This window comes from Stutzerimonas stutzeri (assembly GCF_024448955.1).
Classification (GTDB): Bacteria; Pseudomonadota; Gammaproteobacteria; order Pseudomonadales; family Pseudomonadaceae; genus Stutzerimonas; species Stutzerimonas stutzeri_AQ.
The window spans coordinates 233850-260018 of record NZ_JAMOIH010000005.1 but is presented as its reverse complement, the minus strand read 5'-3'; the positions used below and the strand labels follow the sequence as shown (position 1 = coordinate 260018).

The 26169-nt window shown below is 60.8% G+C and carries 23 protein-coding genes; 18 read left to right on the top strand and 5 right to left on the bottom strand.

The window, feature by feature from the left end; translation table 11 throughout:
• Positions 1-37: 37 nt before the first annotated feature.
• Positions 38-502, bottom strand: a complete 465-nt coding sequence (locus tag NA645_RS07725; protein ID WP_181102061.1) for a DUF2231 domain-containing protein — start codon at positions 500-502, stop codon at positions 38-40.
• Positions 503-637: 135 nt separating this feature from the next.
• On the opposite strand from NA645_RS07725, the gene coxB reads away from it, so the two are divergent.
• Genes coxB through NA645_RS07710 form a run of 3 tightly spaced genes read left to right on the top strand, consistent with a single transcriptional unit; the run spans position 638 to position 4418 of the window.
• On the top strand, positions 638-1531 hold the full coding sequence (gene coxB, locus NA645_RS07720) for a cytochrome c oxidase subunit II (protein ID WP_256048332.1): 894 nt from the start codon (positions 638-640) through the stop codon (positions 1529-1531).
• On the top strand, positions 1528-4059 hold the full coding sequence (gene ctaD, locus NA645_RS07715; protein ID WP_256048283.1) for a cytochrome c oxidase subunit I: 2532 nt from the start codon (positions 1528-1530) through the stop codon (positions 4057-4059). The genes coxB and ctaD overlap by 4 nt, the downstream gene beginning before the upstream one ends.
• Positions 4059-4418, top strand: a complete 360-nt coding sequence (locus tag NA645_RS07710) for a hypothetical protein (RefSeq protein ID WP_256048282.1) — start codon at positions 4059-4061, stop codon at positions 4416-4418. The genes ctaD and NA645_RS07710 overlap by 1 nt, the downstream gene beginning before the upstream one ends.
• 10 nt (positions 4419-4428) lie before the next feature.
• Here NA645_RS07710 and tusA read toward each other — a convergent pair whose 3' ends face one another.
• Positions 4429-4680, bottom strand: a complete 252-nt coding sequence (gene tusA / locus NA645_RS07705) for a sulfurtransferase TusA (RefSeq protein WP_256048281.1) — start codon at positions 4678-4680, stop codon at positions 4429-4431.
• Positions 4681-4746: 66 nt separating this feature from the next.
• Positions 4747-5796 carry a 23S rRNA (cytidine(2498)-2'-O)-methyltransferase RlmM gene (gene rlmM, locus NA645_RS07700; RefSeq protein WP_256048280.1) on the bottom strand — a complete coding sequence of 350 codons (1050 nt, stop codon included), beginning with the start codon at positions 5794-5796 and terminating at the stop codon, positions 4747-4749.
• A 295-nt stretch (positions 5797-6091) separates the two neighbouring features.
• Here rlmM and acnA point away from each other — a divergent pair, with 295 nt between their 5' ends.
• A complete protein-coding gene (acnA, locus tag NA645_RS07695; protein ID WP_256048279.1) occupies positions 6092-8767 on the top strand; it encodes an aconitate hydratase AcnA in 2676 nt (891 codons plus the stop codon).
• 192 nt (positions 8768-8959) lie between these two features.
• Positions 8960-10528: a methyl-accepting chemotaxis protein gene (locus tag NA645_RS07690; protein WP_256048278.1), complete on the top strand. Its 1569-nt coding sequence runs from the start codon at positions 8960-8962 to the stop codon at positions 10526-10528.
• A 273-nt stretch (positions 10529-10801) separates the two neighbouring features.
• On the opposite strand, the gene NA645_RS07685 is transcribed toward NA645_RS07690, so the two are convergent.
• Positions 10802-11485: an alpha/beta family hydrolase gene (locus NA645_RS07685; RefSeq protein ID WP_272892001.1), complete on the bottom strand. Its 684-nt coding sequence runs from the start codon at positions 11483-11485 to the stop codon at positions 10802-10804.
• Positions 11486-11566: 81 nt separating this feature from the next.
• Here NA645_RS07685 and ccoN (NA645_RS07680) point away from each other — a divergent pair, with 81 nt between their 5' ends.
• The 12 genes from ccoN (NA645_RS07680) to NA645_RS07625 all read left to right on the top strand — a co-directional run bounded on the left by ccoN (NA645_RS07680) (position 11567) and on the right by NA645_RS07625 (position 23613).
• Complete coding sequence (gene ccoN, locus NA645_RS07680) at positions 11567-12991, top strand: cytochrome-c oxidase, cbb3-type subunit I (RefSeq protein ID WP_256048277.1); 1425 nt, start codon at positions 11567-11569, stop codon at positions 12989-12991.
• Between the two features lie 14 nt (positions 12992-13005).
• Positions 13006-13617, top strand: coding sequence for a cytochrome-c oxidase, cbb3-type subunit II (ccoO, locus tag NA645_RS07675; protein WP_256048276.1), 612 nt, complete (start codon positions 13006-13008; stop codon positions 13615-13617).
• A gap of 96 nt (positions 13618-13713) precedes the next feature.
• Entirely contained in the window at positions 13714-14649 is a 936-nt protein-coding gene (ccoP, locus tag NA645_RS07670; RefSeq protein ID WP_256048275.1) for a cytochrome-c oxidase, cbb3-type subunit III, read from the top strand.
• A 354-nt stretch (positions 14650-15003) separates the two neighbouring features.
• Complete coding sequence (gene ccoN, locus NA645_RS07665; RefSeq protein ID WP_256048274.1) at positions 15004-16431, top strand: cytochrome-c oxidase, cbb3-type subunit I; 1428 nt, start codon at positions 15004-15006, stop codon at positions 16429-16431.
• An 11-nt stretch (positions 16432-16442) separates the two neighbouring features.
• Entirely contained in the window at positions 16443-17054 is a 612-nt protein-coding gene (gene ccoO / locus NA645_RS07660; protein WP_256048273.1) for a cytochrome-c oxidase, cbb3-type subunit II, read from the top strand.
• Between the two features lie 6 nt (positions 17055-17060).
• Positions 17061-17243 (top strand): cbb3-type cytochrome oxidase subunit 3, encoded by a 183-nt coding sequence (locus NA645_RS07655; protein WP_256048272.1) that lies wholly within the window; start codon positions 17061-17063, stop codon positions 17241-17243.
• Entirely contained in the window at positions 17244-18161 is a 918-nt protein-coding gene (gene ccoP / locus NA645_RS07650) for a cytochrome-c oxidase, cbb3-type subunit III (protein WP_256048271.1), read from the top strand.
• Between the two features lie 136 nt (positions 18162-18297).
• Complete coding sequence (gene ccoG, locus NA645_RS07645; RefSeq protein ID WP_256048270.1) at positions 18298-19710, top strand: cytochrome c oxidase accessory protein CcoG; 1413 nt, start codon at positions 18298-18300, stop codon at positions 19708-19710.
• 11 nt (positions 19711-19721) lie between these two features.
• Positions 19722-20228 carry a FixH family protein gene (locus NA645_RS07640; protein WP_256048269.1) on the top strand — a complete coding sequence of 169 codons (507 nt, stop codon included), beginning with the start codon at positions 19722-19724 and terminating at the stop codon, positions 20226-20228.
• Positions 20229-20235: 7 nt separating this feature from the next.
• Positions 20236-22680, top strand: a complete 2445-nt coding sequence (locus NA645_RS07635) for a heavy metal translocating P-type ATPase (RefSeq protein ID WP_256048268.1) — start codon at positions 20236-20238, stop codon at positions 22678-22680.
• 47 nt (positions 22681-22727) lie between these two features.
• Positions 22728-22937, top strand: a complete 210-nt coding sequence (gene ccoS / locus NA645_RS07630) for a cbb3-type cytochrome oxidase assembly protein CcoS (RefSeq protein WP_256048267.1) — start codon at positions 22728-22730, stop codon at positions 22935-22937.
• Positions 22930-23613 carry a sulfite exporter TauE/SafE family protein gene (locus tag NA645_RS07625; protein WP_256048266.1) on the top strand — a complete coding sequence of 228 codons (684 nt, stop codon included), beginning with the start codon at positions 22930-22932 and terminating at the stop codon, positions 23611-23613. The genes ccoS and NA645_RS07625 overlap by 8 nt, the downstream gene beginning before the upstream one ends.
• A gap of 88 nt (positions 23614-23701) precedes the next feature.
• On the opposite strand, the gene nadE is transcribed toward NA645_RS07625, so the two are convergent.
• Positions 23702-24532, bottom strand: coding sequence for an ammonia-dependent NAD(+) synthetase (gene nadE, locus NA645_RS07620; RefSeq protein WP_256048265.1), 831 nt, complete (start codon positions 24530-24532; stop codon positions 23702-23704).
• Between the two features lie 200 nt (positions 24533-24732).
• Between nadE and hemN the strand changes: the two genes are divergently transcribed.
• Positions 24733-26112 carry an oxygen-independent coproporphyrinogen III oxidase gene (gene hemN, locus NA645_RS07615; RefSeq protein WP_256048330.1) on the top strand — a complete coding sequence of 460 codons (1380 nt, stop codon included), beginning with the start codon at positions 24733-24735 and terminating at the stop codon, positions 26110-26112.
• Positions 26113-26169 lie beyond the last annotated feature (57 nt).

The following is a 26169-nucleotide window of genomic DNA, read 5'->3' as shown; positions in this document are numbered from 1 at the left end:
GACCGAACGATTCAAGCCTCACCCACTGCAGCCCAGGTCAGACCTTGTCCAGATCGACCCCAACGGCATGCTCATAGACCAGTCGCCCCCCCAGATAGGCGGCCAGCGAGATCAATGCGGCCGTGATCGCGGACAGGTACAGCGCCCAGAGGTGAATGTTGTCCCCCTCGTTCTGGAAGCGCAGCAACCAGTTGAGCGAAGCCAGCGAAAGCATCATCACCGCAAGGATCGCATGGCACCAGGCGGTGATCTTCTGACGAATCTCGCGCACCGTGAGCAGATCGATCAGGCCGAAGATGCTCGCGACCCAGCCGCCCAATGCGCCCACACCGGCGAGCCAGATTCCGGCACGCCACCAGAAATCGTCCAGCGTCCAGATATGGGCGAGATCGACCGGCAGCAAGCCGATCAGCGCCGCTACCGGGAAATGGATCAGCATCGGATGCAGGGGGTGTCCGGCAATCGCGGCGCGGCTGTGAATGGAACTTTGGTCATTGGCCATCCGGCACTCCAGCGGCAGAAAGGGGAACGCGCCGAACGAGCCGGCAGCCTCTTGAAATGGACCACGCTGGCGCTGGCAGTTCCTTTATTGGCCGCGTGTAGCGGCCCGCTGTCGACGCTCGACCCGGCCAGTCCCATGGCAAGGCAGGTGGCGAATGTCTGGTGGGGCATGTTCGCCTTCGCCACGCTGGTGCTACTGGTGGTCAGTGCGCTGTGGGTCTATGCGCTGGCGCGCAAGCCACGCCAGACCAGCGAGGAACAGGCGATACGGCTCAATCGCTGGTGGATCATCGGTGGCGGCGTCGTGCTGCCAAGCGTGAGCATCATCGTGCTGCTGATATTCGGCATCCCCACTGGCCGCGGCATGATTCCGCTTCCGGTGGACGGCGAGCAACCGCTGAAGGTGGAGGTCACCGGCCATCAATGGTGGTGGGAAGTGCACTACCCCGACAGCGGCGTTACCACGGCCAATCAGTTGATCATCCCAGCCGGCCGCCTGATAGACGTGCATGTCACCAGCGCGGACGTCATCCACTCGTTCTGGGTTCCTCGTCTTGGCGGAAAGATGGACATGCTGCCGGGTCGAACCAACGTCATTCGCATCGAAGCCGGGCATGCTGGGATCTTTCATGGGCAGTGCTCGGAGTTCTGCGGCCTTCAGCACACCCACATGAAACTCCATGTCGAAGCCCAGACCACCGCCGACTTCGACGCCTGGATCGCCGCGAGGGAAAACCTCAGCTTCACGCAGCGCGCACCCGGTGCGGCCGGCCAGGTCTTTGATGAACGCTGCGGCCAATGTCATCGCGTCGCGGGAATAACCGACGGCAATCGAGCACCGGACCTGACCGACCTGGCCAGCCGCCCGTCGCTGGGTGCCGGGGTGATCGAAAACGACCACGAAGGACTGCGCCGCTGGTTGCGCGAACACAAGTCGCTCAAATTTGGTAACGGCATGCCTGCCCACGATGACGTTCCGCCAGAAACCCTCGATCAGATTGCCGATTGGCTGGAGACGCTCGCTCCATGATTTCTTCGTTCAGGGGCAGCGCCCCTTCTACCGATCCGGATCAGCTTCACGATCAATTCAATGATGTCTGGGGCAACCCACGCGGCTGGCGTGCGCTGACCATCGTCAACCACACCAGCATCGGCCTACGCTTCATGGTCACTGGGGGCGTGTTTTTTCTGATTGGCGGGCTGATGGCGATGCTGATCCGCACGCAACTCGCCATGCCCGGCTACGTGCTGATGGAGCCGGACGTCTACAACCAGATCTTCACCATGCACGGCTCGGTGATGATGTTTCTGTTTGCCGTGCCGATGATGGAAGGGCTAGCGGTCTATCTGATACCCAAGATGCTCGGCGCGCGGGATCTGGTCTTTCCCCGGCTCTCGGCCCTCGGTTATTTCTGCTATCTCTTCGGCGGGATCATTCTGCTGTCCAGCGTATTTCTCGGCGTAGCGCCCAAGGCTGGCTGGTTCATGTACACGCCGCTGTCCAGCGCCTCGCATATGCCGGGCGTGAATTCGGACTTTTGGCTGCTGGGCATCACCTTCGTCGAAATTTCGGCGGTGAGCGCGGGCGTCGAGTTGGTGGTGTCGATCCTGCGCACCCGCACCAACGGCATGGCACTGCACAAGATGCCGATTTACGCCTGGTACATCCTGGTGATGGCGATGATGATCGTCATCGGTTTCCCACCGCTGATTCTGGGCAGTATTCTTCTGGAGCTGGAGCGCGCCGCCGGCCTGCCCTTTTTCGACACGGCCAAGGGCGGCGACCCGGTGCTCTGGCAGCACCTGTTCTGGCTGTTCGGCCATCCCGAGGTCTACATCATCTTTCTGCCCGGCGCGGGCATCGTCTCGACGTTGTTGCCAGTGTTCTGCCAGCGTCCGCTGGTGGGCTATCGTTGGGTGGTGCTGGGCGTCCTGACCACAGGCTTTCTCAGCTTCGGGCTCTGGGTCCATCACATGTTCACGGTGGGTATCCCGGCGCTTGCACTGGGCTTCTTCTCGGCTGCGAGCATGCTGGTGGCCATCCCCACCGGGGTGCAGATCTTCGCCTGGATCGCGACTCTGTGGCTGGGCAAGCCGGTGTATCACGTCCCGATGCTTTGGCTGGTCGGGTTTCTCATCGTCTTCGTCTGCGGCGGCCTGACCGGCGTGATGGTGGCGCTGGTGCCCTTCGACTGGCAGGTACACGACACCCATTTCGTCGTCGCGCACATGCATTACGTACTGGTGGGCGGTATGTTCTTTCCGTTGATGGCCGGACTCTACTACTGGCTGCCGCATTTCTCCGGCCGCATGCCTTCCATACGCCTGGGACGCTGGGGGTTCTGGCTCGTATTCATCGGGTTCAACACCACCTTCCTGATTATGCACTGGACCGGCCTGATAGGCATGCCGCGCCGGGTCTACACCTACGACACCGGTCTGGGCTGGGACATACCCAATCTGATCTCATCGATCGGCAGCTTCATCATGGCCATCGGTATCGGCACCATACTGCTGGACATCGTGTTGCACTTCCGCTTCGGTCAGCCCGCCAAGACCAATCCCTGGAACGCCGACACGCTGGAATGGGCGACCAGCCTGCCACCGAGCCCGTACAACTTCGTCAGCCTGCCGGACATCACCGACCGTCATCCGCTGTGGAAGGATCCGGATCTGCCCCACAGCATCGCCCGCGCCGAACATGCGCTGACGACCATCGACCATGGACGACGGGAAACCTGGGGCTCGGACCCGCTGAGTGGCAAGGTACGTGAGGTCATTCATCTGCCCGGAAATAGCTGGTGGCCGTTCGTGGCCTCGGTATTTCTCGCCGCGCTCTGCCTGAGCCTGCTGCACAAGGTCTACTGGGGGGCACTGATCGCGACGGTCGCTACCTTGATCGTGCTGTTCCGCTGGTCCTGGGAAAACGGCGCGCATCCAACCGCCGCACCGGATGCACGCACCCAGCCCGGCGAGCCTCCGCTGCATTCGCGCACCTTCGACGGCCCAGGGCTCTGGGGCATGGGCGTCACTTTGCTGGCCAATGGCACGCTGTACCTGTCGCTGCTGTTCGGCTGGTTCTATCTGTGGACCGTCTCACCGCAATGGCAGGTACCGGAGCAGTCGCAGCTGAACGGCTGGCTGATGCTCGCCAGTGCCGTTCTGCTGACCCTCGGTACGCTGTGGATGCGTGTCATACCGGCGCGGCTGCGCCGTGGCGATATCAGCGGCCTGATGGGCAACCTGGGTGTGGTGACCGCCATCGGTGTGGCGCAGTTCGGCACCTTGTTGTGGGTGTTGCTGAGCGCCAACTTGCAGATAACCGAAACCGCCCACGACGCGGTGATCTTTGTGATCCTCGCCTACAGCCTGATCCACTGTGGCCTGGCAACCATCTGTACGTTGCTGCAGATGCTGCGGGTGCATCACGGTTATGTGGGTGAGATGGCGCCGTACGAGCCAGTGGTCGTCGAGCAGCTCTGGTACTACAACCTTGGCGTGGTCTGGAGTGCCTACGCGGCGATCGTTCTATTCCCGTCGGCCTGGGGAGGTGCCTGATGAGTTACCGGCGCACGTCAGTGTTTCATCCGATGCAGATCCCCTTCGGCCTGATCATCTGGAGCATCTGGTTCGCCGCCCTGTACGGCTCGCACGCGGTGGCATGTACGATCGCACCGCCTGATCCCAATCTGGGAATCTTCAATTGGCTGAACGCGAGTTTTGGCATATTCACCTTGGTAGTGGTTGCTCTGCTGCTTTGGCTGGGGTGGCGGTCCTGGAGACTCTCACGGCCGCCACATGATCTCGACGAACGCCAGGTATTCGTCACCAAGGTCGCATCGGGGATTCATTTCATCGCGGCGTTGTCGACGGCGTTTGTCGGCCTTCAGCTGGCGTTTCTGCCGCCTTGCGTGTGAGTGCTCAGAATCAATCGAGCTTCTTGCGAATCCAGTACAGGTAGGTTCCCTCTTCGGCCTGTTGCTCGACCAACTCATGCCCAAGGAACACGCAGAATTTCGGGATATCGCGCTGGGTAGACGGATCGGTCGCGATGACCTTGAGCAACTCGCCCCCACCCAAGCCGCGTACCTTGTTGTGCAGCATCATCACCGGCTCGGGGCAGTTGAGGCCGCTGGCATCAAGCACAGCGTCGGCGGACAGTTCAACAGATTGAGACATCACAAACTCCCTAAAAACAGGTCGGCATTGTCGCCCAGACAGATCGCGCGGTCACTTGGCCAAGCGTCACAGCCGACGCAGATGGCAGGTCACTTCTTCGCGATCATGGTAAAGCTGCTTGCAGCCGATGCTCGCTTTCACCCCTCGTTCGGCAAGCCCATCGGCAATCCGTTCCAGCAAACGTTTCACCTCGGCATAGCGTTGTTTCATCGGCAGTTTGAAGTTAACCACCGCTTCGCGACACAGGCCTTCGCCAATCCAGGTCTCCAGCAAAGCGGCATTTTTTGCAGGTTTCTCGACGATATCGCAGACCATCCAATCCACCGCACGCTTGGGGCGAAAGGCGAAGCCATCGGCCCGGTAATGGCCAACCAGCCCCGACTCGAGTAACGCTTCGTTCATCGGGCCGTTATCCACGGCCATCACCTCGATGTCACGGTTGACCAGCTGCCAGGTCCAGCCGCCCGGCGAGGCGCCCAAATCCACGGCAGTCATGCCCGCCGCCAGCCGCTCGTCCCACTGATCACGGGGAATGAAGTGATGCCAGGCCTCTTCCAGCTTCAACGTCGACCGGCTCGGCGCCTGCCGCGGGAATTTCAGACGCGGGATACCCATCGGCCACATTGCGCTGTTATCTGCCTCAGCGATACCAAGGAAAACTTCGCGACCACTTTTGAATGTCAGTAGCAAACGCGGGCCGTCACCGCCCACGCTCAATCGACCCGCTTTCGTCAGCGCCTTGCGCAGCGGCGCCTCGAACTTGCGGCAGAAGGTCGACAGTTCCTTGCCGTCGTTGGTGTCCAGCACTTCCAGCCAGAGGCTTCCACAGACCGGATAGGATTTGAGACGGTCGAGCAGCACGCTGATCCGATCAGTCTCCGGCAGCGCCAGATAATCGCCTCGGGCCCATTGTCGGGGGAAGATCAGCCGCGCGAAGCGTGCACCGCGCATCAGCCGCTGCGCACCATTTTCCTCGCTACAAATGAATTCAGCGCAGGCGCTGTCCGGTTTCGCCCTGGCATAGCCCGTCACATCGAGGCGTGCGGCTTGATCACTGATTTCTGCACAGACTTCGTTCTCAAAGCCCGGTCGGCAATGCAGCAGCAGTGTTTTCATGGTGCGTCCTGTAGTCAGCGCGAAGGCACATCGGCGCGCGAGCGCTCTGCGACCAAAGCCGCACATGATAGCCGAGAGGGGAACCCCAAGCTCGCTGCCCCGGTCCAGTGAACAGTTACTGGAATCAATCGGGCCCGAATATAGCCCGTCAGGTGCCCGCAAACACCGAGGCGCTCCATTGCCGTCGACGCTGGTCGGCGGCCAGCTTCGTGGCGAAACATGCCATCAGAAGCTAGCTTCAACATAACGCTTCCCATCCAGCCAGCCCGACCGTGCGGGCAAAAAGGAGAGACGAATGCGATCCCTGGACAGCTTGAACTGCCGTCGAAGCCTGGAGGTTAACGGCAAGACCTATCACTACTACAGCCTGCCCGAAGCCGCGAAGCAGCTGGGCGACATCAGTCGTCTACCGACCTCGCTCAAGGTGCTGCTGGAGAATCTGCTGCGCTGGGAGGATGACGTCACGGTGCGGGCCGATGACTTCACCTCGCTGGCGGTATGGCTGAAAACCCACACCTCCGAGCGTGAGATCCAGTACCGTCCCGCGCGAGTGCTGATGCAGGATTTCACTGGCGTACCGGCTGTCGTCGACTTGACTGCCATGCGCGATGCCGTATCCCGAGCGGGCGGCGATCCTCAGCGCATCAACCCGCTTTCGCCGGTGGATCTGGTGATCGACCATTCGGTGATGGTGGACCGTTTTGGCAGCGATCAGGCGTTCGAGCAGAACGTCGAAATCGAAATGCAGCGCAACGGCGAACGCTATGAGTTCCTGCGCTGGGGCCAGCAGGCCTTCGACAATTTCCGCGTGGTGCCGCCGGGCACCGGCATCTGCCACCAGGTCAATCTCGAATACCTGGGCCAGGTGGTGTGGACCAAAGAGGAAGACGGCGAAACCACCGCCTACCCGGACACCCTGGTCGGCACCGATTCGCATACCACCATGATCAACGGCCTCGGCGTGCTTGGCTGGGGCGTCGGTGGCATCGAGGCGGAGGCGGCCATGCTCGGGCAGCCCGTGTCGATGCTGATTCCTGAAGTGGTCGGCATGCGCCTGACCGGCAAGCTCAACGAAGGCGTGACCGCCACCGACTTGGTCCTTACCGTCACGCAGATGCTGCGCAAGCACGGTGTGGTAGGCAAGTTCGTCGAATTCTTCGGCCCCGGTCTCGACAATCTTCCCCTCGCCGACCGCGCCACCATCGGAAATATGGCACCGGAATATGGCGCCACCTGCGGCTTCTTCCCGGTCGACCAGATCACCATCGATTATCTGCGCCTGACCGGGCGCGACGACGACCGCATCGCGCTGGTCGAGGCTTATAGCAAGGCTCAGGGCATGTGGCGGGACAGCAATTCTCCGGACCCGGTGTTCACCGCCACTCTGGAACTGGACCTCAGCCAGGTGCAGCCGTCTCTCGCCGGGCCCAAGCGTCCACAGGACAGGGTTTCGCTGGGCGATATCGGTGCCAACTTCGATCTTCTACTGGAAACCAGTGGCAAGACTCAGCAAGCCAACAGCTCGGTGTCCGTAGCTGGCGAGGACTTCGGTCTCAAGCATGGCGCGGTGGTGATCGCGGCGATCACTTCCTGCACCAACACCTCCAACCCGAACGTTTTGATGGCCGCCGGGCTGGTGGCGAAGAAGGCGCTCGAACGCGGCCTGAAACGCGCGCCCTGGGTTAAATCCTCCCTCGCGCCCGGCTCCAAGGTGGTCACCGATTATCTCGAACGCGCCGGCCTAACGACTTATCTGGATCAACTCGGCTTCAACCTCGTTGGCTATGGATGCACCACGTGCATCGGTAACTCCGGGCCACTTCCCGAGGCCATTGGCCAGACGATTACCGACAACGACCTGATCGTCTCCTCGGTGCTTTCCGGCAACCGCAACTTCGAGGGGCGCGTGCATCCATTGGTGAAAGCCAACTGGCTGGCTTCGCCGCCGCTGGTGGTGGCTTTCGCGCTGGCTGGCACGACGCGAATCAACATGGACAAGGACCCGCTGGGCTACGACGAGCAGAACCAGCCTGTCTATCTCAAGGACATCTGGCCGAGCAGCACCGAGGTAAACGAAGCGGTCAGCAAGATCGACGGACAGATGTTCCGTACCCGCTATTCGGACGTCTTCAGCGGCGACGAACACTGGCAGTCCATCGCGGTAACGGCGGGCGACACCTACGAGTGGAACAACAACTCCAGCTACGTGCAGAACCCGCCATTCTTCGAAGACATCGGCCAACCGCCGGCACCGCCGAAGGACGTCGAGAACGCACGCATCCTGGCGCTGTTTGGCGACTCGATCACCACCGACCACATCTCGCCAGCCGGCAACATCAAGGCCAGCTCCCCGGCCGGCGTGTACCTACAACAGCTCGGCGTACAGCCGGAAGATTTCAACTCCTACGGCTCGCGCCGCGGCAACCACGAAGTGATGATGCGCGGCACCTTCGCCAACATTCGTATCAAGAACGAAATGCTTAGCGGCGAAGAAGGCGGCAATACGCTGCATCAGCCGAGCGGCGAACGAATGTCGATCTACGATGCGGCGATGCGCTATCAGACTGAAGGCGTGCCGCTGGTGGTGGTCGCAGGCAAGGAATACGGCACCGGCTCCAGCCGGGACTGGGCAGCCAAGGGCACCAACCTGCTCGGCGTCAAGGCAGTGATTGCCGAAAGCTTCGAGCGCATCCACCGCTCGAACCTGATCGGCATGGGCGTGCTGGCACTGCAGTTCGTTGGCGAGCAGACCCGGCAGTCGCTGGGCCTGACCGGCAACGAGAAACTCTCGATTCGCGGTCTTGGTGCCGACATCAAGCCGCGTCAGTTGCTGACGGTGGATGTCGAGCGTGCAGACGGTTCCCGAGATAACTTCCAGGTGCTCTGCCGCATCGACACCCTCAATGAAGTCCAGTACTTCAAGGCCGGCGGCATTCTGCATTATGTGTTAAGGCAGTTGATCGAAGCCTGAGCGCTCGCCGCGCCGCCGCCGGAACGCCCGTTCGCATTGATCTGCGGCGGGCGTTTTTACTTTGCGGTGACCACTTATCCATCACTTCTCAACTAATCGGTTTGCGTGCCGTTAAGACAAACAGCACGGTCAACCGACCGTATAACAATCAGAAGCACGCAAGACATCTCGAATTTGCCAGGCGTATTCCACATGCGAAACAACCAGCCCATCACCCAGCGCGAATATGCATTTCCCGATCAGCAACGGCTGATATCCACTACCGATCTGAAAGGCAAAATCAGCTACTGCAACGATATCTTTGCCGAAGTCAGCGGCTTCGATCGCGGCGAGTTGATCGGCTCCCCGCATAACTTGATCCGTCATCCGGACGTGCCTTCCGCAGTATTCGAGCATATGTGGACGACGCTCAAGGCAGGCAAGCCCTGGATGGGCATCGTCAAGAATCGACGCAAAAACGGCGACCATTACTGGGTCAACGCCTATGTGACTCCGGTGCTGGATATGCAGCGCAATGTGATCGGTTACGAGTCGGTCCGTACCAAGCCCACCCGCGAACAGATACAGCGGGCCGAAGCGCTCTATGCCCGGCTGAATGCCGGCAAAAGCGGCGTGCCACGGCGAGAGAAGTGGCTGCCGCTGGTGGTCAACTGGCTCCCTTTCATCCTGACCAGCCAGATCGGCTTCATGGTCGGTTTCTGGCTCAATCACGCTTGGGGCTTCGCGCTGGCTGCGCTGCTATCCGTACCGCTGGGCCTGGCCGGGCGCCATTGGCAGATGCGTGGCGTAAATCGCCTGGTGCGCCTGGCCGAGCAATCGATGAGCGATCCGATGATTGCCCGGATGTACACCGACAGTCAGGGCGTCGAAGCCCGGCTGGAGATGGCGATGCTCAGCGAGCATGCGCGGCTGAAAACCTGTCTGACTCGCCTGCAGGACAGCGCCGTGCAACTGCAGCAGCAGGCCAAGCGGGCTGATGAACTGGCGCACAGTTGTTCGGACGGTCTGGCTCGTCAGCACCACGAAACCGAGCAGGTCGCCACAGCCATCAACCAGATGGCCGCAACGACCCAGGAAGTCGCCAGCAACGTCGCTCTGGCCGCCGGGGCTACGGAGCAGGCCAGCCAGCTGACGGCCCAAGGCCGTGAAATCGGTGCTCAGACCCGCAAGGCCATCGAACTGCTGGCTCATGCCGTCACGGAAACCGGCGATGCGGTTTCGGCACTGGCACATAACAGCGAAGAAATCGGCACAGTGGTCGATGTGATCAAGAGCATCGCCGACCAGACCAACCTGCTGGCGCTCAACGCGGCCATCGAAGCGGCACGCGCCGGGGAAAGCGGCCGCGGTTTCGCGGTGGTCGCCGACGAGGTCCGTCAATTGGCCCAACGCACCGCTGCCGCCACCGGCCAGATCCATCAGCTGATCGAAAAACTGCAGGTGCAGGCACGGCATGCCGTCGAGACCACCGAGCAGGGACGCGTGCAGGCGAGCCGTGGCGTGGAACAAGTGGTCGACGCGGACAAGGCACTTGCCGGCATCAGCACGGCGGTGGAAAGCATCATCGACATGACGTCGCAGATTGCCTCGGCAACCGAACAGCAGAGCGCGGTGGCAGACGAAATCAGCCACAACGTCGGCAATATTGCGCGTCTCGCGGTGCAGACGACGGGCGATGCACAGAGTTCGGCGTTGCTTTCCGAGGATCTGGCCAACACAGCCCGGTCGCAATACACCCTGGTGGAGCGTTTCAATCGCTGAGCAGAGGTCGTGCCTCTATGACGCCCGTGTTGCCACGGGCGTTTTGCTGTCTAGGGTCTGTGCGTTCAGCCTGAACGTAGGGCCGAATTCATTCGGCCAAAGATTGAGAAGGCCGAACAAGTTCGGCCCTACGGTAATACCGTTCAATCAGGCGAAACGTCGCATTCCTGTACCGGGGTGCGGTGCTCTCCAGGCTAAGCGAACCCCGCAGCCCCGTAGGAGCGAGGGGGATACCGAGTCCTTGCTCACGAAGCCAGACACTCTCGGACGGCGCTATGGCTTACATAGAAACGCCGCAACCTCGCCTGCGGCACTGTCCAGATGCTGTTCGTGAGTCAGTCCCGAGCGCTTCAGCGGCTTGAGATCATGGTCCGCGGCCGCGAGCCAATGGAGGCGAATCGCTGGCGCTAGCGCATAACCGCTAACCGTCTCCCGATCGCCCAAGGCATCGCGCTCGCCCTGGACGATCAGCGTCGGCGTGCGCAGTTCGGCAAGGTGCGCCACGCGGGGCTTGTCCGGTTTGCCGGTGGCGTAGAACGGATAGCCCAGACACACCAGCGCATCAGCCTCCAATTCATCGGCCAGCAGACTGGCCATTCTTCCCCCCATTGACTTGCCACCAATCGCCAACCGACCTGCGGTTTGCTGTCGCACCGAGCGATACACCGCACGCCACTCTTGCAGCAACTGCGCCTGTGGATTGGGCGGCCGTTTGCGCCCGGTCGCGCGGCGCTCGGCCATGTAGGCGAACTCAAAACGAAAGACCGCTACCCCGCGTGCCAGAAGCCGTTCGGTCATTTGTTGCATGAACGGACTGTCCATCGGCGCGCCCGCTCCGTGCGCCAGAATCAAGCTGCCGCACGCCTCGCCTTGTGGCTGGTCGGCTCTGATGAATGGGATTTCATCGCCCTGCGAGTATTGATCGGCGTCAATACCGGCCATTTGCCCTTTGCTCATCCTTGCCCCGCTTTTCAGTGAAAGAAACGTCTGCTTACCGCGACGAAAAACATGCTCATTACCGTGGATGGAAGCCCGTACATGAACACAGCAACCAGTACCGCCTATGACTATAAGGTGGTCCGCCAATTCGCCATCATGACGGTGGTTTGGGGAATCGTCGGGATGGGGCTCGGCGTTCTCATCGCCGCACAGCTTGCCTGGCCCGCGCTCAACTTCGACCTGCCCTGGACGAGCTTCGGTCGCTTACGACCCTTGCACACAAACGCGGTGATTTTCGCCTTCGGTGGCTGCGCATTGTTCGCAACCTCGTACTACTCCGTCCAGCGCACCTGCCAGGCCACACTGTTCGCGCCCAAACTGGCCGCGTTCACCTTCTGGGGTTGGCAGCTGGTGATCCTGCTCGCCGCGATCACCCTGCCGCTGGGCTTTACCAGCTCCAAGGAATACGCCGAGCTGGAGTGGCCGATCGACATTCTGATCACCATCGTCTGGGTGTCCTACGCGATCGTGTTCTTCGGCACGCTGGCCACGCGTAAGGTCAAGCATATCTACGTTGGCAACTGGTTTTTCGGTGGCTTCATCCTGACCGTGGCGATCCTGCACGTGGTCAACAACCTTGAAATTCCGGTCACGGCGACGAAGTCCTACTCGCTGTACGCCGGCGCCACCGACGCCATGGTGCAGTGGTGGTACGGGCACAACGCCGTGGGCTTCTTCCTGACCGCTGGCTTCTTGGGGATCATGTATTACTTCGTGCCGAAGCAGGCCGAACGCCCGGTGTATTCCTATCGCCTGTCGATCGTTCACTTCTGGGCGCTGATCACCGTTTACATCTGGGCCGGCCCGCATCACCTGCACTACACCGCGCTGCCGGACTGGGCGCAAAGCCTGGGCATGGTGATGTCGCTGATTCTGCTGGCGCCGAGCTGGGGTGGCATGATCAACGGCATGATGACCCTTTCGGGCGCCTGGCACAAACTGCGTAGCGATCCGATCCTGCGCTTCCTGGTGGTGTCCCTGGCGTTCTACGGCATGTCGACCTTCGAAGGTCCGATGATGGCCATCAAGACCGTCAACGCCCTCTCCCACTACACCGACTGGACTATCGGCCACGTACACGCCGGCGCCCTCGGCTGGGTTGCCATGGTGTCGATCGGCGCCCTGTATCACTTGATTCCGAAGGTGTTCGGTCGGGCGCAGATGCACAGCATTGGTCTGATCAACGCGCACTTCTGGCTGGCCACCATCGGTACCGTGCTTTACATCGCCTCGATGTGGGTCAACGGCATCGCTCAAGGCCTGATGTGGCGAGCCATCAACGAAGACGGCACGCTCACCTACTCCTTCGTCGAAGCACTTGAAGCCAGCCATCCGGGCTTCGTCATTCGCCTGATCGGCGGTGCGGTCTTCTTCGCCGGCATGTTGCTGATGGCCTACAACACCTGGCGCACCGTGCGTGTCGCCAAGCCGGCCGAATACGAAGCCGCCGCGCAGATCGCCTGAGGAGCCGAACCGAAATGAAACAACACGAGAAACTCGAGAAGAATGTCGGTCTGCTGACCCTGTTCATGATCCTCGCGGTAAGTATCGGCGGCCTGACTCAGATCGTTCCACTGTTCTTCCAGGACGTGGTCAACGAGCCGGTGGAAGGCATGAAGCCCTATACCGCGCTGCAGCTCGAAGGCCGTGACATCTATATCAAGGAAGGCTGTGTCGGCTGCCACTCGCAGATGATCCGCCCGTTCCGCGCCGAAACCGAACGCTACGGTCATTACTCGGTCGCTGGCGAAAGCGTCTACGACCACCCGTTCCTGTGGGGCTCCAAGCGTACCGGTCCGGACCTGGCCCGAGTCGGAGGCCGCTACTCCGATGACTGGCACCGCGCGCACCTGTACAACCCGCGCAACGTCGTGCCGGAATCGAAGATGCCTTCTTACCCGTGGTTGGTGGAAAACACCCTCGACGGCAAGGACACCGCCAAGAAGATGCAGGCGCTGCGCACCCTGGGCGTGCCCTACACCGACGAGGACATCACCGGTGCCCGCGACGCGGTGAAGGGCAAGACCGAAATGGACGCCATGGTCGCTTACCTGCAGGTCCTTGGCACCGCGCTTCAGAACAAGCGTTGACCGACGCCGCCTTTTGACAACGACGCGCTGCGGTGCAGCCGTCAGAGATCCAACATCGCGGGCGACCCAAGCGTGCGGGTTGTCCAGGAGTAACAGATGAACGCTTTCTGGAGTGGGTACATCGCCTTGCTGACGCTCGGCACCATCGTCGCGCTGTTCTGGCTGATCTTCGCCACCCGCAAGGGCGAGTCGGCCGGCACGACCGACAAAACCATGGGACATTCCTTCGATGGTATCGAGGAGTACGACAATCCGCTGCCCAAGTGGTGGTTCTGGCTGTTCATCGGCACCCTGGTGTTCGGCATCCTCTATCTGATCATCTATCCGGGCCTGGGCAACTGGAAAGGCGTGTTCCCCGGCTACGAAGACGGTTGGACGCAGGAAAAGCAGTGGCAGCGTGAAGTCGATCAGGCCGATGCCACGTTCGGTCCGATTTTCGCCAAATACTCGGCCATGGGTGTCGAGCAAGTCGCCCAGGATGAACGCGCCTTGAAGATTGGTGGTCGTCTCTTCGCCAACTACTGTTCGGTTTGCCATGGCTCGGACGCCAAGGGCGCGAATGGCTTCCCCAATCTCGCCGACAACGATTGGCGTTGGGGCGGCGACGCTGAAACCATCAAGGCCTCCATCCTCCATGGCCGTGTCGCGGCAATGCCGGCCTGGGGACAGGTCATCGGTGAAGAAGGCGTGAAGAACGTCGCGGCTTATGTGCGCGGCGACCTGGCCGGCCTAGCGCTGCCGGAAGGTAGCGACGCGGATGTCGTCGCTGGCGCTCAGGTCTATACCCAAACCTGCTCGGTCTGCCATGGCTCGAACGGTGAAGGGATGGCCGCACTGGGTGCGCCGAACCTGACCAACCCCGCCGGGTGGATCTATGGCTCCAGCCTGCCGCAGCTGCAGCAGACCATTCGTCACGGCCGTAACGGCCAGATGCCGGCGCAGGAGCAATATCTGGGTAACGACAAGGTGCACTTGCTGGCTGCATACGTTTACAGTCTGTCGCAACAGCCAGAACGCCTGGCGAAGCAATAATCATGGCAGGGCGGTATTGTGATACCGCCCTGTTCCAAATCAAGCCTCATTATAAAAAGTGTCAGTGCGACGCTCTGTCGCAGACCGCTCACCCCCTTCCCCGTTTGCCCTTCAGTGCAGCTGCTCTTATATTCCTCCCCACTCGCCGAACCCCCGCAGAACTACAAGGCGAAGCCCTCGATTCATCACATCGGCATGATGTGAAAACGACCCTGCAAAGAGCATGGAAAACGCTTGGAATCAGGGTCTGAACGGCACGAGATGGCCTGGGCGTTGATTGCATTGCCCCCCTCCTTTCTCCATACTTGCCGCCGTTTTTGCCCCCTGAAATGCCATTTAGCGTGGAAGCCTTGCATGAGCACAGCAATAAGTGAGACTGCATATAACTATAAGGTGATTCGCCAATTCGCCATCATGACGGTGGTGTGGGGAATCATTGGGATGGGTATGGGCGTCCTTATCGCCTCGCAGTTGGTGTGGCCCTCACTCAACTTCGACCTGCCCTGGGCCAGCTTTGGCCGCCTACGTCCGTTGCACACCAATCTGGTGATTTTCGCCTTCGGTGGCTGCGCCCTGATGGCAACATCTCTATACGTGGCCCAGCGGACTTCGCAGACGCGCCTGTTTTCCGATGGTCTGGCCGCCTTCACCTTCTGGGGCTGGCAAGCGGTCATCGTCGCTGCTGTGATCACCCTGCCGCTGGGCTTCACCAGCTCCAAGGAATACGCCGAGCTGGAATGGCCGATCGATATTCTGCTGGCCATCGTCTGGATCAGCTACGCGACGGTGTTCTTCGGCACCATCATGAAGCGCAAGGCCAAACACATCTATGTAGGTAACTGGTTCTTCGGCGCCTTCATCCTGGTTACGGCGATGCTGCACATCGTCAATAACCTGGAAATCCCAGTGTCCTGGTTCAAGTCTTACTCGATCTACTCGGGTGCGACCGATGCGATGGTTCAGTGGTGGTACGGTCATAACGCAGTTGGTTTCTTCCTGACCACCGGCTTCCTGGGCATGATGTATTACTTCGTTCCGAAGCAGGCTGGCCGCCCGGTCTACTCCTATCGTCTGTCTATCGTGCACTTCTGGGCATTGATCACCCTGTACATCTGGGCTGGTCCGCACCACCTGCACTACACCGCACTGCCGGACTGGGCACAGAGCCTGGGCATGGTGATGTCTATCATCCTGCTGGCACCAAGCTGGGGCGGCATGATCAACGGCATGATGACCCTGTCGGGTGCTTGGCATAAGCTGCGCACCGATCCGATCCTGCGCTTCCTGGTCGTATCCCTGGCGTTCTACGGCATGTCGACCTTCGAAGGTCCGATGATGGCCATCAAGACCGTCAACGCGCTGTCTCATTACACCGACTGGACCATCGGCCACGTCCACGCAGGCGCCCTCGGCTGGGTAGCGATGATCACCATCGGCTCCATCTATCACCTGATTCCGAAGGTCTTCGCTCGCGAGCAGATGTACAGCATCGGCTTGATCAACGCTCACTTCTGGCTGGCCACCATCGGCACCGTGCTCTACATCGCTTCGATGTGGGTCAACGGCATCACCCAGGGTCTGATGTGGCGTGCGATCAACGAAGACGGCACGCTCACCTACTCCTTCGTCGAAGCGCTGGAAGCCAGCCATCCAGGCTTCATCGTTCGGGCGCTGGGCGGTGCGTTCTTCCTCGCCGGCATGCTGCTGATGGCTTACAACACCTGGCGTACCGTGCGTGCCGCCAAGCCGGCTGAGCTCGAAGCCGCCGCGCAGATTGCCTGAGGAACCGATAAATGAAGAATCACGAAATACTCGAAAAGAACATTGGTCTGCTGACCCTGTTCATGATCCTCGCAGTGAGCATCGGTGGCCTGACACAGATCGTTCCGCTGTTCTTCCAGGACGTGGTCAACGAGCCGGTGGAAGGCATGAAGCCCTACACCGCGCTGCAGCTTGAAGGGCGTGACCTGTACATCCGCGAAGGCTGCGTCGGTTGCCATTCGCAGATGGTTCGTCCGTTCCGCGCCGAGACCGAGCGCTACGGTCATTACTCGGTCGCTGGTGAAAGCGTCTACGACCATCCGTTCCTGTGGGGCTCCAAGCGTACCGGCCCGGATCTGGCCCGTGTCGGCGGTCGCTACTCCGATGACTGGCACCGCGCGCACCTGTACAACCCGCGCAACGTGGTACCTGAATCGAAAATGCCTTCCTACCCCTGGCTGGTAGAGAACAACCTCGACGGAAAAAATACCGCCAAGAAGATGGAAGCCTTGCGCACCCTGGGCGTGCCTTACACCGATGAAGACATCGCCGGTGCGAAGGACGCGGTCAAGGGCAAGACCGAAATGGATGCCATGGTGGCCTACTTGCAGGTCCTTGGCACTGCACTCACCAACAAACGGTAACGCACCATGGAAATCGGGACTCTTCGCGGTCTGGGCACCATTCTTGTCTTCGTCGCCTTCATTGGCATCGTGCTCTGGGCCTACAGCAGCAAACGCAAGAAAAGCTTCGATGAAGCCGCCAACCTGCCCTTCGCAGACGAGCCCGACGCCAAGAAGCGTGAAGAAGAAGCTTCCAGGAGTAAGAAATAGATGACCTCGTTTTGGAGTTGGTATATCACCCTGCTCAGCTTGGGGACCATTGCGGCACTGGTCTGGCTGCTGCTTGCGACTCGCAAGGGACAACGCCACGACAGCACCGAAGAAACTGTCGGCCATTCCTATGACGGCATCGAGGAGTACGACAACCCGCTCCCACGCTGGTGGTTCATGCTGTTCGTCGCCACCGTGGTTTTTGCCCTTGGCTATCTGGCTCTTTACCCAGGCCTGGGTAACTGGAAAGGCGTGATGCCCGGCTACGAAGATGGCTGGACCCAAGTCAAGGAATGGCAGCGCGAAGTTGACAAGGCGAACGAACAGTACGGCCCGCTCTATGCCAAGTTCGCAGCGATGCCGGTCGAGCAAGTGGCTCAAGATCCACAAGCCCTGAAAATGGGTGGCCGACTGTTCGCTTCCAACTGCTCCGTCTGCCATGGCTCGGACGCCAAGGGTGCCTACGGCTTCCCCAACCTGACCGACGATGAGTGGCTGTGGGGCGGCGCGCCCGAGACCATCAAGACCACCATCATGGGTGGACGTCAGGCCGTCATGCCGGCATGGCGCGATGTGATCGGTGAAGAAGGCATTCGCAACGTCGCCGGTTACGTCCGCACCCTGTCTGGCCGAGAGATTCCTGAAGGTATCAATGCCGACATTGAGCAGGGTCGAAAGATTTTCGCTGCCAACTGCGTAGCCTGCCACGCTGCTGATGGCAAAGGCACCGAAGCCATGGGCGCACCGAACCTGACCGACAACGTCTGGCTTTACGGCTCGAGCTTCGGACAGATTCAGCAAACCTTGCGCTATGGCCGTAACGGTCGTATGCCGGCCCAGGAACACATCCTTGGCAATGACAAAGTGCATCTGCTGGCAGCTTATGTGTACAGCCTCTCGCAACAGCCAGAGAACTGATCCACTCCGTACAGGCGCGACCTACGGTCGCACCTGACGCCGGTCATTGAGGCGTACCATTTGCAGCAGGTCAGCTAAAGATCTCGGTCGGCACGTATCGACCGGGGCACTCACCCTCCGCCGTGGTACGCATTCGATGTCTGAGCAAATTCCCGTCCATGATGTAACCCCCCCGGCAAAGGTCAATGCTTCATCCGACCTCTACGCCGCCCGCGAAAAAATCTATACACGCTCCTTTACCGGCCTGTTCCGCAACCTGCGACTCGTCGGCGGTGCGCTGCTTTTCGCGCTCTATTTCGGCACCGTATGGCTTAACTGGAACGGTCGCCAGGCCGTCTGGTGGGACCTGCCCGAGCGCAAGTTCTATATCTTTGGCGCTACCTTCTGGCCTCAGGATTTCATTCTCCTTTCCGCGCTGCTGATCATCTGCGCGTTTGGATTGTTCTTCATCACCGTATTCGCTGGCCGCGTCTGGTGTGGCTATACCTGCCCCCAGAGCGTGTTCACCTGGGTATTCATGTGGGCGGAAAAGATCACCGAAGGTGATCGCAACCAGCGTATGAAGCTCGACAAGGCCCCGATGAGCGCCGGTAAATTTGGGCGCAGGCTGGCCAAACATGCCATCTGGCTGGGCGTTTCGCTGGTGGTCGGTATTACCTTCGTCGGCTACTTCACGCCGATTCGTGAACTGGTGCCGGACCTATTCACACTGGAAGTCGGCGGCTGGGCGCTGTTCTGGGTCGGCTTCTTCACCCTCGCCACCTACGGCAACGCCGGTTTCCTGCGCGAGCAGGTGTGCATCTACATGTGTCCCTACGCGCGCTTCCAGAGCGTGATGTTCGATAAGGACACCCTGATCGTTTCCTACGACCCGCGCCGTGGCGAGCGCCGCGGCCCGCGCAAGAAGGACGCCGACTACAAGGCCCTGGGCCTCGGTGACTGCATCGATTGCACCATGTGCGTACAAGTCTGCCCGACCGGTATCGACATCCGCGACGGCCTGCAAGTCGAGTGCATCGGTTGCGCGGCCTGCATCGACGCCTGCGACACCATCATGGACAAGATGAACTATCCACGGGGTCTGATCAGCTACACCACGGAGCACAACCTGTCGGGGCAGAAAACCCGGCTGGCTCGGCCGCGACTGATCGGCTATGCCATCGCGTTGCTTGCGATGATGGGTGTGTTTGCCTATTCCGTCTCGGACCGCGCACTGGTCAAGCTCGACGTGCTCAAAGACCGCGTGCTCTATCGCGAGAACGAGCAAGGCAGGATCGAAAACGTTTATACGCTGAAAGTGATGAACAAGGCTCAGAACGAGCAGACCTTCATCATCGAAGCCACCGGGCTGGACGGCCTGCAGTACGAAGGCCGCAACGAGATCCACGCCGCCGCGGGCGAGCTGGTCACCATTCCGGTAGAGCTTTCGGTCGCACCGGAACAACTTCCCTCGAGCACAAACGAAATCGTCTTCCACATCAGATCGGCAGACGATTCCGCAATCGAAGATGAAGCCGAAAGCCGCTTCATCGGTCCTAGCATTCGCTGAACAGGTAGTACATGAGCGCACCTTCTGACACTGAAAATAGCCGTTGGTACAAGCAATTCTGGGCCTGGTTCGTCATCGGCATCCTGATGATGTCGGTAATCCTCGGCACCTCGATGCTGGTCATCGCGATCCGCAACTCCGACACGCTGGTATCGGACAACTATTACGATGCCGGCAAGGGCATCAATCAATCGTTGGAACGCGAAAAGCTCGCCGAGCGCTTGCAAGTACAGGCGCAGCTGACGCTCAACGACGATCGTGGGCTGGTCGAGGTGCAGTTGAGCGGCCATAGCGGTCCGCAGCAACTGGTGCTCAACCTGCTCTCCCCCACGCAGCCCGAACGCGATCGCCGCATCGTGCTCCAACCCCAGGGCAACGGCTTCTACCAGGGGCAGATGCAGGAGCCGGTCACCGGCCGGCGTTATGTCGAATTGCTCGGTCGCGAGGGCGATCAGGATTGGCGTCTGTTCGAGGAAAAGGACATCGTGGGCGGCCAGAAGCTTGAATTAAGCTACTGACCGGTCGATGGCGAACCCAACCCCCTGCTTTCACTGCGGCCTGCCGGTCCCCGCCGGCAGCGCCTATCACGCCCGCGTTCTCAATGAGCAGCGGGCGCTTTGCTGTCCAGGTTGCCAGGCGGTCGCGGAAGCCATCGTTCAAGGCGGCCTGGAAAGCTACTACCTGCATCGCAGCGATACCGCCATCAATCCCCGCGCCCTGCCGCAGGCGCTGAGCGAAGAACTGGCACTCTACGACCGCAAGGATGTGCAGCAGCCCTTCGTGCAGCACGAAGGCGAGCTGGCCGACACCTCGCTGATGATCGAGGGCATCAGTTGCGCGGCCTGTGGCTGGCTGATCGAAAAACACCTGCGGGGATTCGATGGAGTCGCCGAGGCCAACCTCAATCTTTCCAATCATCGCCTGCGGGTGCGCTGGAACGATGCGGCCCTGCCCCTCAGCGAACTGCTCGCCGAACTTCGGCGTATCGGTTATGCCGCTCATCCCTACCAGGCCGATCGGGCGGCGGAACAGCTCGCACGGGAAAACCGCCGCAGCATGCGCCAACTGGGTGTGACCGGGTTGCTCTGGATGCAGGTGATGATGGCAACCATGGCGACATGGCCGGAATTCAACCTGGATCTTTCGGAAAGCTTCTTCGTCACCCTGCGCTGGACCGCACTGGTGCTGACCACGCCTATTGTTTTCTATTGCTGCACCGATTTCTTCAGGGGCGCGTTGCGGGATTTGCGGACCCGTCACCTGAGCATGGACGTTTCGGTATCGCTGGCGATTGGCGGCGCCTATATCGCCGGTATCTGGTCGACAGTGACCGGTCAGGGCGAGCTGTATTTCGACGCCGTGGGCATGTTTGCGCTGTTCCTGCTCGCCGGACGCTTTCTCGAACGCCGCGCGCGCGAACGCACGGCCGCAGCGACCGCGCAGCTGGTCAACCTGTTACCGGCGTCCTGCCTGAAAGTCGCAGAAGATGGCCAGACGGCGCGCATTCTGCTGAGCGAACTCCAAGTCGGCGACCGGGTACTGGTGCATCCCGGTGCCCTGATCCCGGCCGACGGTCGCATCGTCAGCGGACAATCGAGTGTCGACGAATCGGTGCTCACCGGCGAATATCTGCCGCAGCCACGAAGCGTCGGTGATGCGGTTACCGCCGGCACCCTCAACGTCGAAGGCGCCCTAACCCTTGAAGTCCAGGCGCTGGGCGACAACACCCGCCTGTCCGCCATCGTGGGTCTGCTGGAGCGCGCCCAGTCGGACAAACCGCGCCTTGCCGAACTGGCCGATCGCGTCGCGCAGTGGTTCCTGCTGATCGTGCTACTGACCGCTGCTGTAGTCGGTTTCGTCTGGTGGCAGATCGATCCTCAACGCGCATTCTGGATCGTTCTCGCCTTGCTTGTCGCGACCTGCCCCTGTGCGCTGTCGTTGGCCACCCCGACCGCCTTGACTACCGCCACCGGGACGCTGCACAAGCTCGGGCTGCTGCTCACTCGCGGGCATGTTCTGGAGGGGCTCAATCAGATCGATACCGTGATTTTCGACAAGACCGGTACCCTCACCGAAGGACGCCTGACGCTGAGCGAGGTCCGCCCACTGGGCGAGCTGGATGCCAACGCATGCCTGGAGCTGGCCGCCGCGCTGGAAAACCGCTCGGAGCACCCGATCGCCAGAGCGTTCGGCCGCGCGCCACAAGCAGCCGATGCGGTGGACAGCACTCCCGGGCTGGGCCTGCAGGGATCGGTTGCTGGACGCGTTCTGCGTATTGGCCAGCCGGGCTTCGTTGCGGCCGGCTATGCAGGCGTCGCGCCCGAAATTCCGGGCGACAAGGGCCAGTGGTTGCTGCTTGGCGACACGCAGGGTCCACTCGCGTGGTTAGTGCTCGATGACCGTCTGCGCGACGATGCGCCTGCGCTGCTGCAAGCCTGCAAAAACCGCGGCTGGAAAACGGTACTGCTATCCGGTGACAGCTCGCCGATGGTTGGCGAAATCGCTCGACAGCTCGGCATCGAAGACGCACACGCTGGCATGACCCCGAACGACAAACTCGCCCATCTGCAAAGGCTGCAAGCCGAAGGTCGTCGCGTGCTGATGCTTGGCGATGGCGTCAACGACGCTCCGGTTTTGGCTGCGGCGGACATCAGCGTAGCAATGGGCTCGGCGACCGACCTGGCCAAAACCAGCGCCGATGCCGTCCTGCTCACCAACCGACTCGACAGCCTGGTGCAAGCTTTCGCCGTGGCGCGCCGCAGCCGTCGCATCATCATCGAAAACCTCGCCTGGGCGAGCCTGTACAACGGCTTGATTCTGCCATTCGCCGCCATCGGCTGGGTAACGCCGTTGTGGGCAGCCCTGGGCATGTCGGCAAGTTCACTGGTGGTGGTGCTCAATGCATTGCGACTGACGCGCCTGCCTGCTCCATCTGCGCCCCGACATTCTGCGCTGCCTCGCGTAGGATAGTCCGCGTCTGCCAAGGCTGCGTTGCCGAACCCATCTGGAGACCCGCTATGGCCGCACTTTACATTCTGATTCCCGTCGCCGTGGTTCTGGTCGCACTGGCTATCTGGGTATTTTTCTGGGCGGTCGACAGTGGCCAGTACGACGATCTGGACGGCCCTGCCCACAGCATCCTTTTCGACGAGGAAGACCCCAAGCATCGCGCCGGCATCGAAGAAGCGGACAAGGGCAGCGACGAGGGGAAAAACGATCGTGACTGAGCTATTGCCGCTGCTGGTGTCGGCATTCGTACTCGGCTTGCTGGGCGGCGGGCACTGCCTGGGCATGTGCGGCGGCCTGATGGGCGCACTGACCATGGCAATCCCGGCGCAACAGCGCGGCAGACGCCTGCGTTTGCTGCTGGCATACAACCTGGGACGAGTGCTCAGCTACGCCAGTGCGGGTCTGCTCATCGGATTGGCCGGCTGGGCGGTAGCCAATAGCCCAGCCGCCATGGCGCTACGAGTCGTAGCCGCGCTGTTGCTGATCAGCATGGGGCTTTATCTGGCCGGCTGGTGGAGCGGGCTGACGCGTGTCGAAGCAGTAGGACGCGGCCTCTGGCGTCACATCCAACCTTTCGCCAGTCGGCTCATACCGGTCCGCAGCGTGCCGCGAGCCTTGCTGCTTGGCACGCTCTGGGGTTGGCTACCTTGCGGCCTGGTCTACAGCACATTGCTATGGGCCGCGAGTCAAGGCGACGCGCTGGATAGTGCGCTGCTGATGCTGACATTCGGTATCGGCACCTGGCCCGTACTCCTGGCGACCGGCCTGGCCGCCGAACGACTCACCGCGGTATTACGCAAACGCGGCGTGAGAACGCTCGGCGGCATCACGGTAATCCTTTTCGGCGTTTGGACACTTCCCGGCCCGCATCAGCACTGGTTGATGGGTCATTAACTGGAAGCTGGAAGAAGCGCAGACAGGTAATCCGTCTAATTTACCTGCGGTGCATTCAGCTCCTTCCGGCTTCAAACTTCAAGCTGCTCTAATCCGGCTCTTTCGGCATCTGACGCTTATGTGCCGACTTGTCGTAGGTCTCGACGATGATGCGAGCCGCCTCGTCAGGAACCGGCAGGCCTTGCAGGAACGCATCGATATTCTGATAGCTCACCCCATGCGCGTCTTCGTCCGGCTTGCCTGGCGAGAGCTCTTCCAGATCGGCCGTCGGCACCTTCTTGACAAGTTGCTCGGGCGCGCCTAACGCGGCGGCCAACTCGCGCACCTGATGCTTGACCAGGCCAGCCAGGGGTGTCAGGTCACAGGCACCATCGCCGAACTTGGTGAAGAAGCCCATCACTGCTTCGGCCGCATGATCGGTGCCGATCACCAAACCCTGTCGTGCGTTGGCGATGGTGTACTGAGCTACCATGCGCATCCGCGCCTTGGTGTTGCCCAGCACGAAGTCGCGCTTCGCCGGGGTCAAGTCATCGAGCGCCTCGGTCGCCCGTGCCAAGCCCTGCACTGCGGCGCCGATGTTGACCGTATGGCATTCATCCGGCTTTATCGAGTCAATCGCCAGCTGCGCTTCGTCCTCGTCATGCTGAACCTGATACGGCAGACGGACCGCAATGAAGCGGTAGTCGTCGCCCTCCCCGGCAGCACGCATCCCCTCCACAGCACGTTGAGCAAGCAGGCCAGCCGTGGTCGAATCGACGCCACCGCTGATCCCCAGAACCAGAGTTTTCATGCCCGAATCGCGCAGGCATGCCTGGATGAAGGCAACCCGCCGATCGATATCGGCCTGGACCGCTGCAGGCCCATCAAACGGTGAGCAAACGTTGAGTGCGGCAGCGATCTCGTGTTGGCGGCTATGCATGTGTGTCTCCTATGCGGATGAACGGTTTCGGTTCAAGCCCTAGTTTGACTAATCCGACCACGGTTCGGCGATAAATCTCCATGTCCGCGCCACCGGTCTCGGCGCCCACCCCTGGGCCTGGACTTGCTTGATACAGGTCAAATCTACGCGGAAGCGCCAGTCCTAGAATCCCGTCACCGCAGTCAAACCGAGACCGTATGATGCTCGACGCCATTCGCTGGGATGCCGACCTGATCCATCGTTACGGTCAGGCTGGGCCGAGCCACCCGTCATATCCCGCGGCGTTCCAGTTCAGCGGCGGACTGAGCTCTTTCGATCTGCTGCATGCATTGCGCCGCAGTCGACAGGCCAGCCGCCCGCTTTCGCTTTATATCCATCTACCGTTCTGCGCAACGGCCTGCTACCACTGCCACCGCAACAAGGTCATCACGAGCGACCGCAGCCGCATCCAATCCTATTTGCAACGGCTGGAACAGGAAATCGAGTTGATTGCCTGTCATCTCGCCCCGCATCAGGTGGTCGAGCAGCTGCATGTCGGCGGCGGCACGCCTAACTTGTTCAGCCATGACGATCTGCGACGACTGATGGCGCATCTGCGCAAGCATTTCAATCTGCAGGACGACGATCACGCCGACTTCAGTATCGAAATCGATCCCCGCGAAGCGGGCTGGCCGACGATGGGATTGCTCCGCGAGCTTGGCTTCAATCGGATAAGTGCGGGTCTGCAGGCGCTGGATCCAGATGTGCAACGAGCCATTAATCGGCCGCAGATGATCGAGCAGACCCAGACGATCATTGAGGCAGCTCGGACCCTGCAATACCGCTCGCTACATATGGACCTTGTCTATGGCCTGCCACTGCAGACCCGCGAACGCTTCGCTCGCACGGTAGAAGCCGTTCTTGCGCTGCAGCCTGATCGCATATCTGTTTCGAATTACGTTCATCTACCCGAACGGCACATGGCGCAGAGACGAATAAACGCCACGGACCTCCCCGCATCAAGCGACCAGCTGGCAATGCTGCAACACAGCGTGGAACAACTGACCCGCTCCGGCTACCGCTATATCGGCATGGATCAGTTCGCCCTGCCTGATGACGAGCTGGCAATGGCGCAGGAGGACGGCACGCTACAACGCAACGTTCAAGGCTACACCACACACGGTCATTGCGACCTGATCGGTCTCGGCGTTTCGGCGATCAGCCAGATCGGCGATCTGTACTGCCAGAACCACAGCGATATCACGCTTTATCAGCAGATGCTGGATCAAGGGCAGCTGGCCACGGTTCGCGGGCTACGATGCAGCGAGGACGACCGGATCAGGCGCCGGGTGATCGAAGCGTTGATCTGCAATTTCGAACTGCGTTTCGACGAAATCGAAAGCGCCCACGGGATCGATTTCAAAGTCTATTTCAAGGACAGCTGGCCAACTCTGGAGCAGATGGCTGCCGACGGACTCATTCAACTCAAGGCAGACACCATCACCATCCTGCCAGCCGGGCGCCTGTTGGCAAGCTCGGTGTGCATGCAGTTCGACAATCGCCCGCCTCGTCCCGTCCGGCTCTTTTCCCGCGCGATCTGACCTTTGTCGCTCTCGCCTGCGACCCTCGCGCCAATTGGCCTAAGCCACTGGCCTGGG

What these genes read in the sequence shown, in the direction of transcription:
- ccoO (WP_256048273.1), top strand. Translation starts at nt 16,443, where the DNA reads ATGAAGAATCACGAAATACTCGAAAAGAACATTGGTCTGCTGACCCTG.
- ccoN (WP_256048277.1), top strand. Translation starts at nt 11,567, where the DNA reads ATGAACACAGCAACCAGTACCGCCTATGACTATAAGGTGGTCCGCCAA.
- ctaD (WP_256048283.1), top strand. Translation starts at nt 1,528, where the DNA reads ATGATTTCTTCGTTCAGGGGCAGCGCCCCTTCTACCGATCCGGATCAG.
- rlmM (WP_256048280.1), bottom strand. Translation starts at nt 5,796, where the DNA reads ATGAAAACACTGCTGCTGCATTGCCGACCGGGCTTTGAGAACGAAGTC.
- tusA (WP_256048281.1), bottom strand. Translation starts at nt 4,680, where the DNA reads ATGTCTCAATCTGTTGAACTGTCCGCCGACGCTGTGCTTGATGCCAGC.
- NA645_RS07635 (WP_256048268.1), top strand. Translation starts at nt 20,236, where the DNA reads ATGGCGAACCCAACCCCCTGCTTTCACTGCGGCCTGCCGGTCCCCGCC.
- ccoO (WP_256048276.1), top strand. Translation starts at nt 13,006, where the DNA reads ATGAAACAACACGAGAAACTCGAGAAGAATGTCGGTCTGCTGACCCTG.
- ccoS (WP_256048267.1), top strand. Translation starts at nt 22,728, where the DNA reads ATGGCCGCACTTTACATTCTGATTCCCGTCGCCGTGGTTCTGGTCGCA.
- acnA (WP_256048279.1), top strand. Translation starts at nt 6,092, where the DNA reads ATGCGATCCCTGGACAGCTTGAACTGCCGTCGAAGCCTGGAGGTTAAC.
- nadE (WP_256048265.1), bottom strand. Translation starts at nt 24,532, where the DNA reads ATGCATAGCCGCCAACACGAGATCGCTGCCGCACTCAACGTTTGCTCA.
- NA645_RS07725 (WP_181102061.1), bottom strand. Translation starts at nt 502, where the DNA reads ATGGCCAATGACCAAAGTTCCATTCACAGCCGCGCCGCGATTGCCGGA.
- hemN (WP_256048330.1), top strand. Translation starts at nt 24,733, where the DNA reads ATGCTCGACGCCATTCGCTGGGATGCCGACCTGATCCATCGTTACGGT.
- ccoN (WP_256048274.1), top strand. Translation starts at nt 15,004, where the DNA reads ATGAGCACAGCAATAAGTGAGACTGCATATAACTATAAGGTGATTCGC.
- coxB (WP_256048332.1), top strand. Translation starts at nt 638, where the DNA reads ATGGCAAGGCAGGTGGCGAATGTCTGGTGGGGCATGTTCGCCTTCGCC.
- NA645_RS07710 (WP_256048282.1), top strand. Translation starts at nt 4,059, where the DNA reads ATGAGTTACCGGCGCACGTCAGTGTTTCATCCGATGCAGATCCCCTTC.
- NA645_RS07690 (WP_256048278.1), top strand. Translation starts at nt 8,960, where the DNA reads ATGCGAAACAACCAGCCCATCACCCAGCGCGAATATGCATTTCCCGAT.
- ccoP (WP_256048275.1), top strand. Translation starts at nt 13,714, where the DNA reads ATGAACGCTTTCTGGAGTGGGTACATCGCCTTGCTGACGCTCGGCACC.
- NA645_RS07655 (WP_256048272.1), top strand. Translation starts at nt 17,061, where the DNA reads ATGGAAATCGGGACTCTTCGCGGTCTGGGCACCATTCTTGTCTTCGTC.
- ccoP (WP_256048271.1), top strand. Translation starts at nt 17,244, where the DNA reads ATGACCTCGTTTTGGAGTTGGTATATCACCCTGCTCAGCTTGGGGACC.
- NA645_RS07685 (WP_272892001.1), bottom strand. Translation starts at nt 11,485, where the DNA reads ATGAGCAAAGGGCAAATGGCCGGTATTGACGCCGATCAATACTCGCAG.
- NA645_RS07640 (WP_256048269.1), top strand. Translation starts at nt 19,722, where the DNA reads ATGAGCGCACCTTCTGACACTGAAAATAGCCGTTGGTACAAGCAATTC.
- ccoG (WP_256048270.1), top strand. Translation starts at nt 18,298, where the DNA reads ATGTCTGAGCAAATTCCCGTCCATGATGTAACCCCCCCGGCAAAGGTC.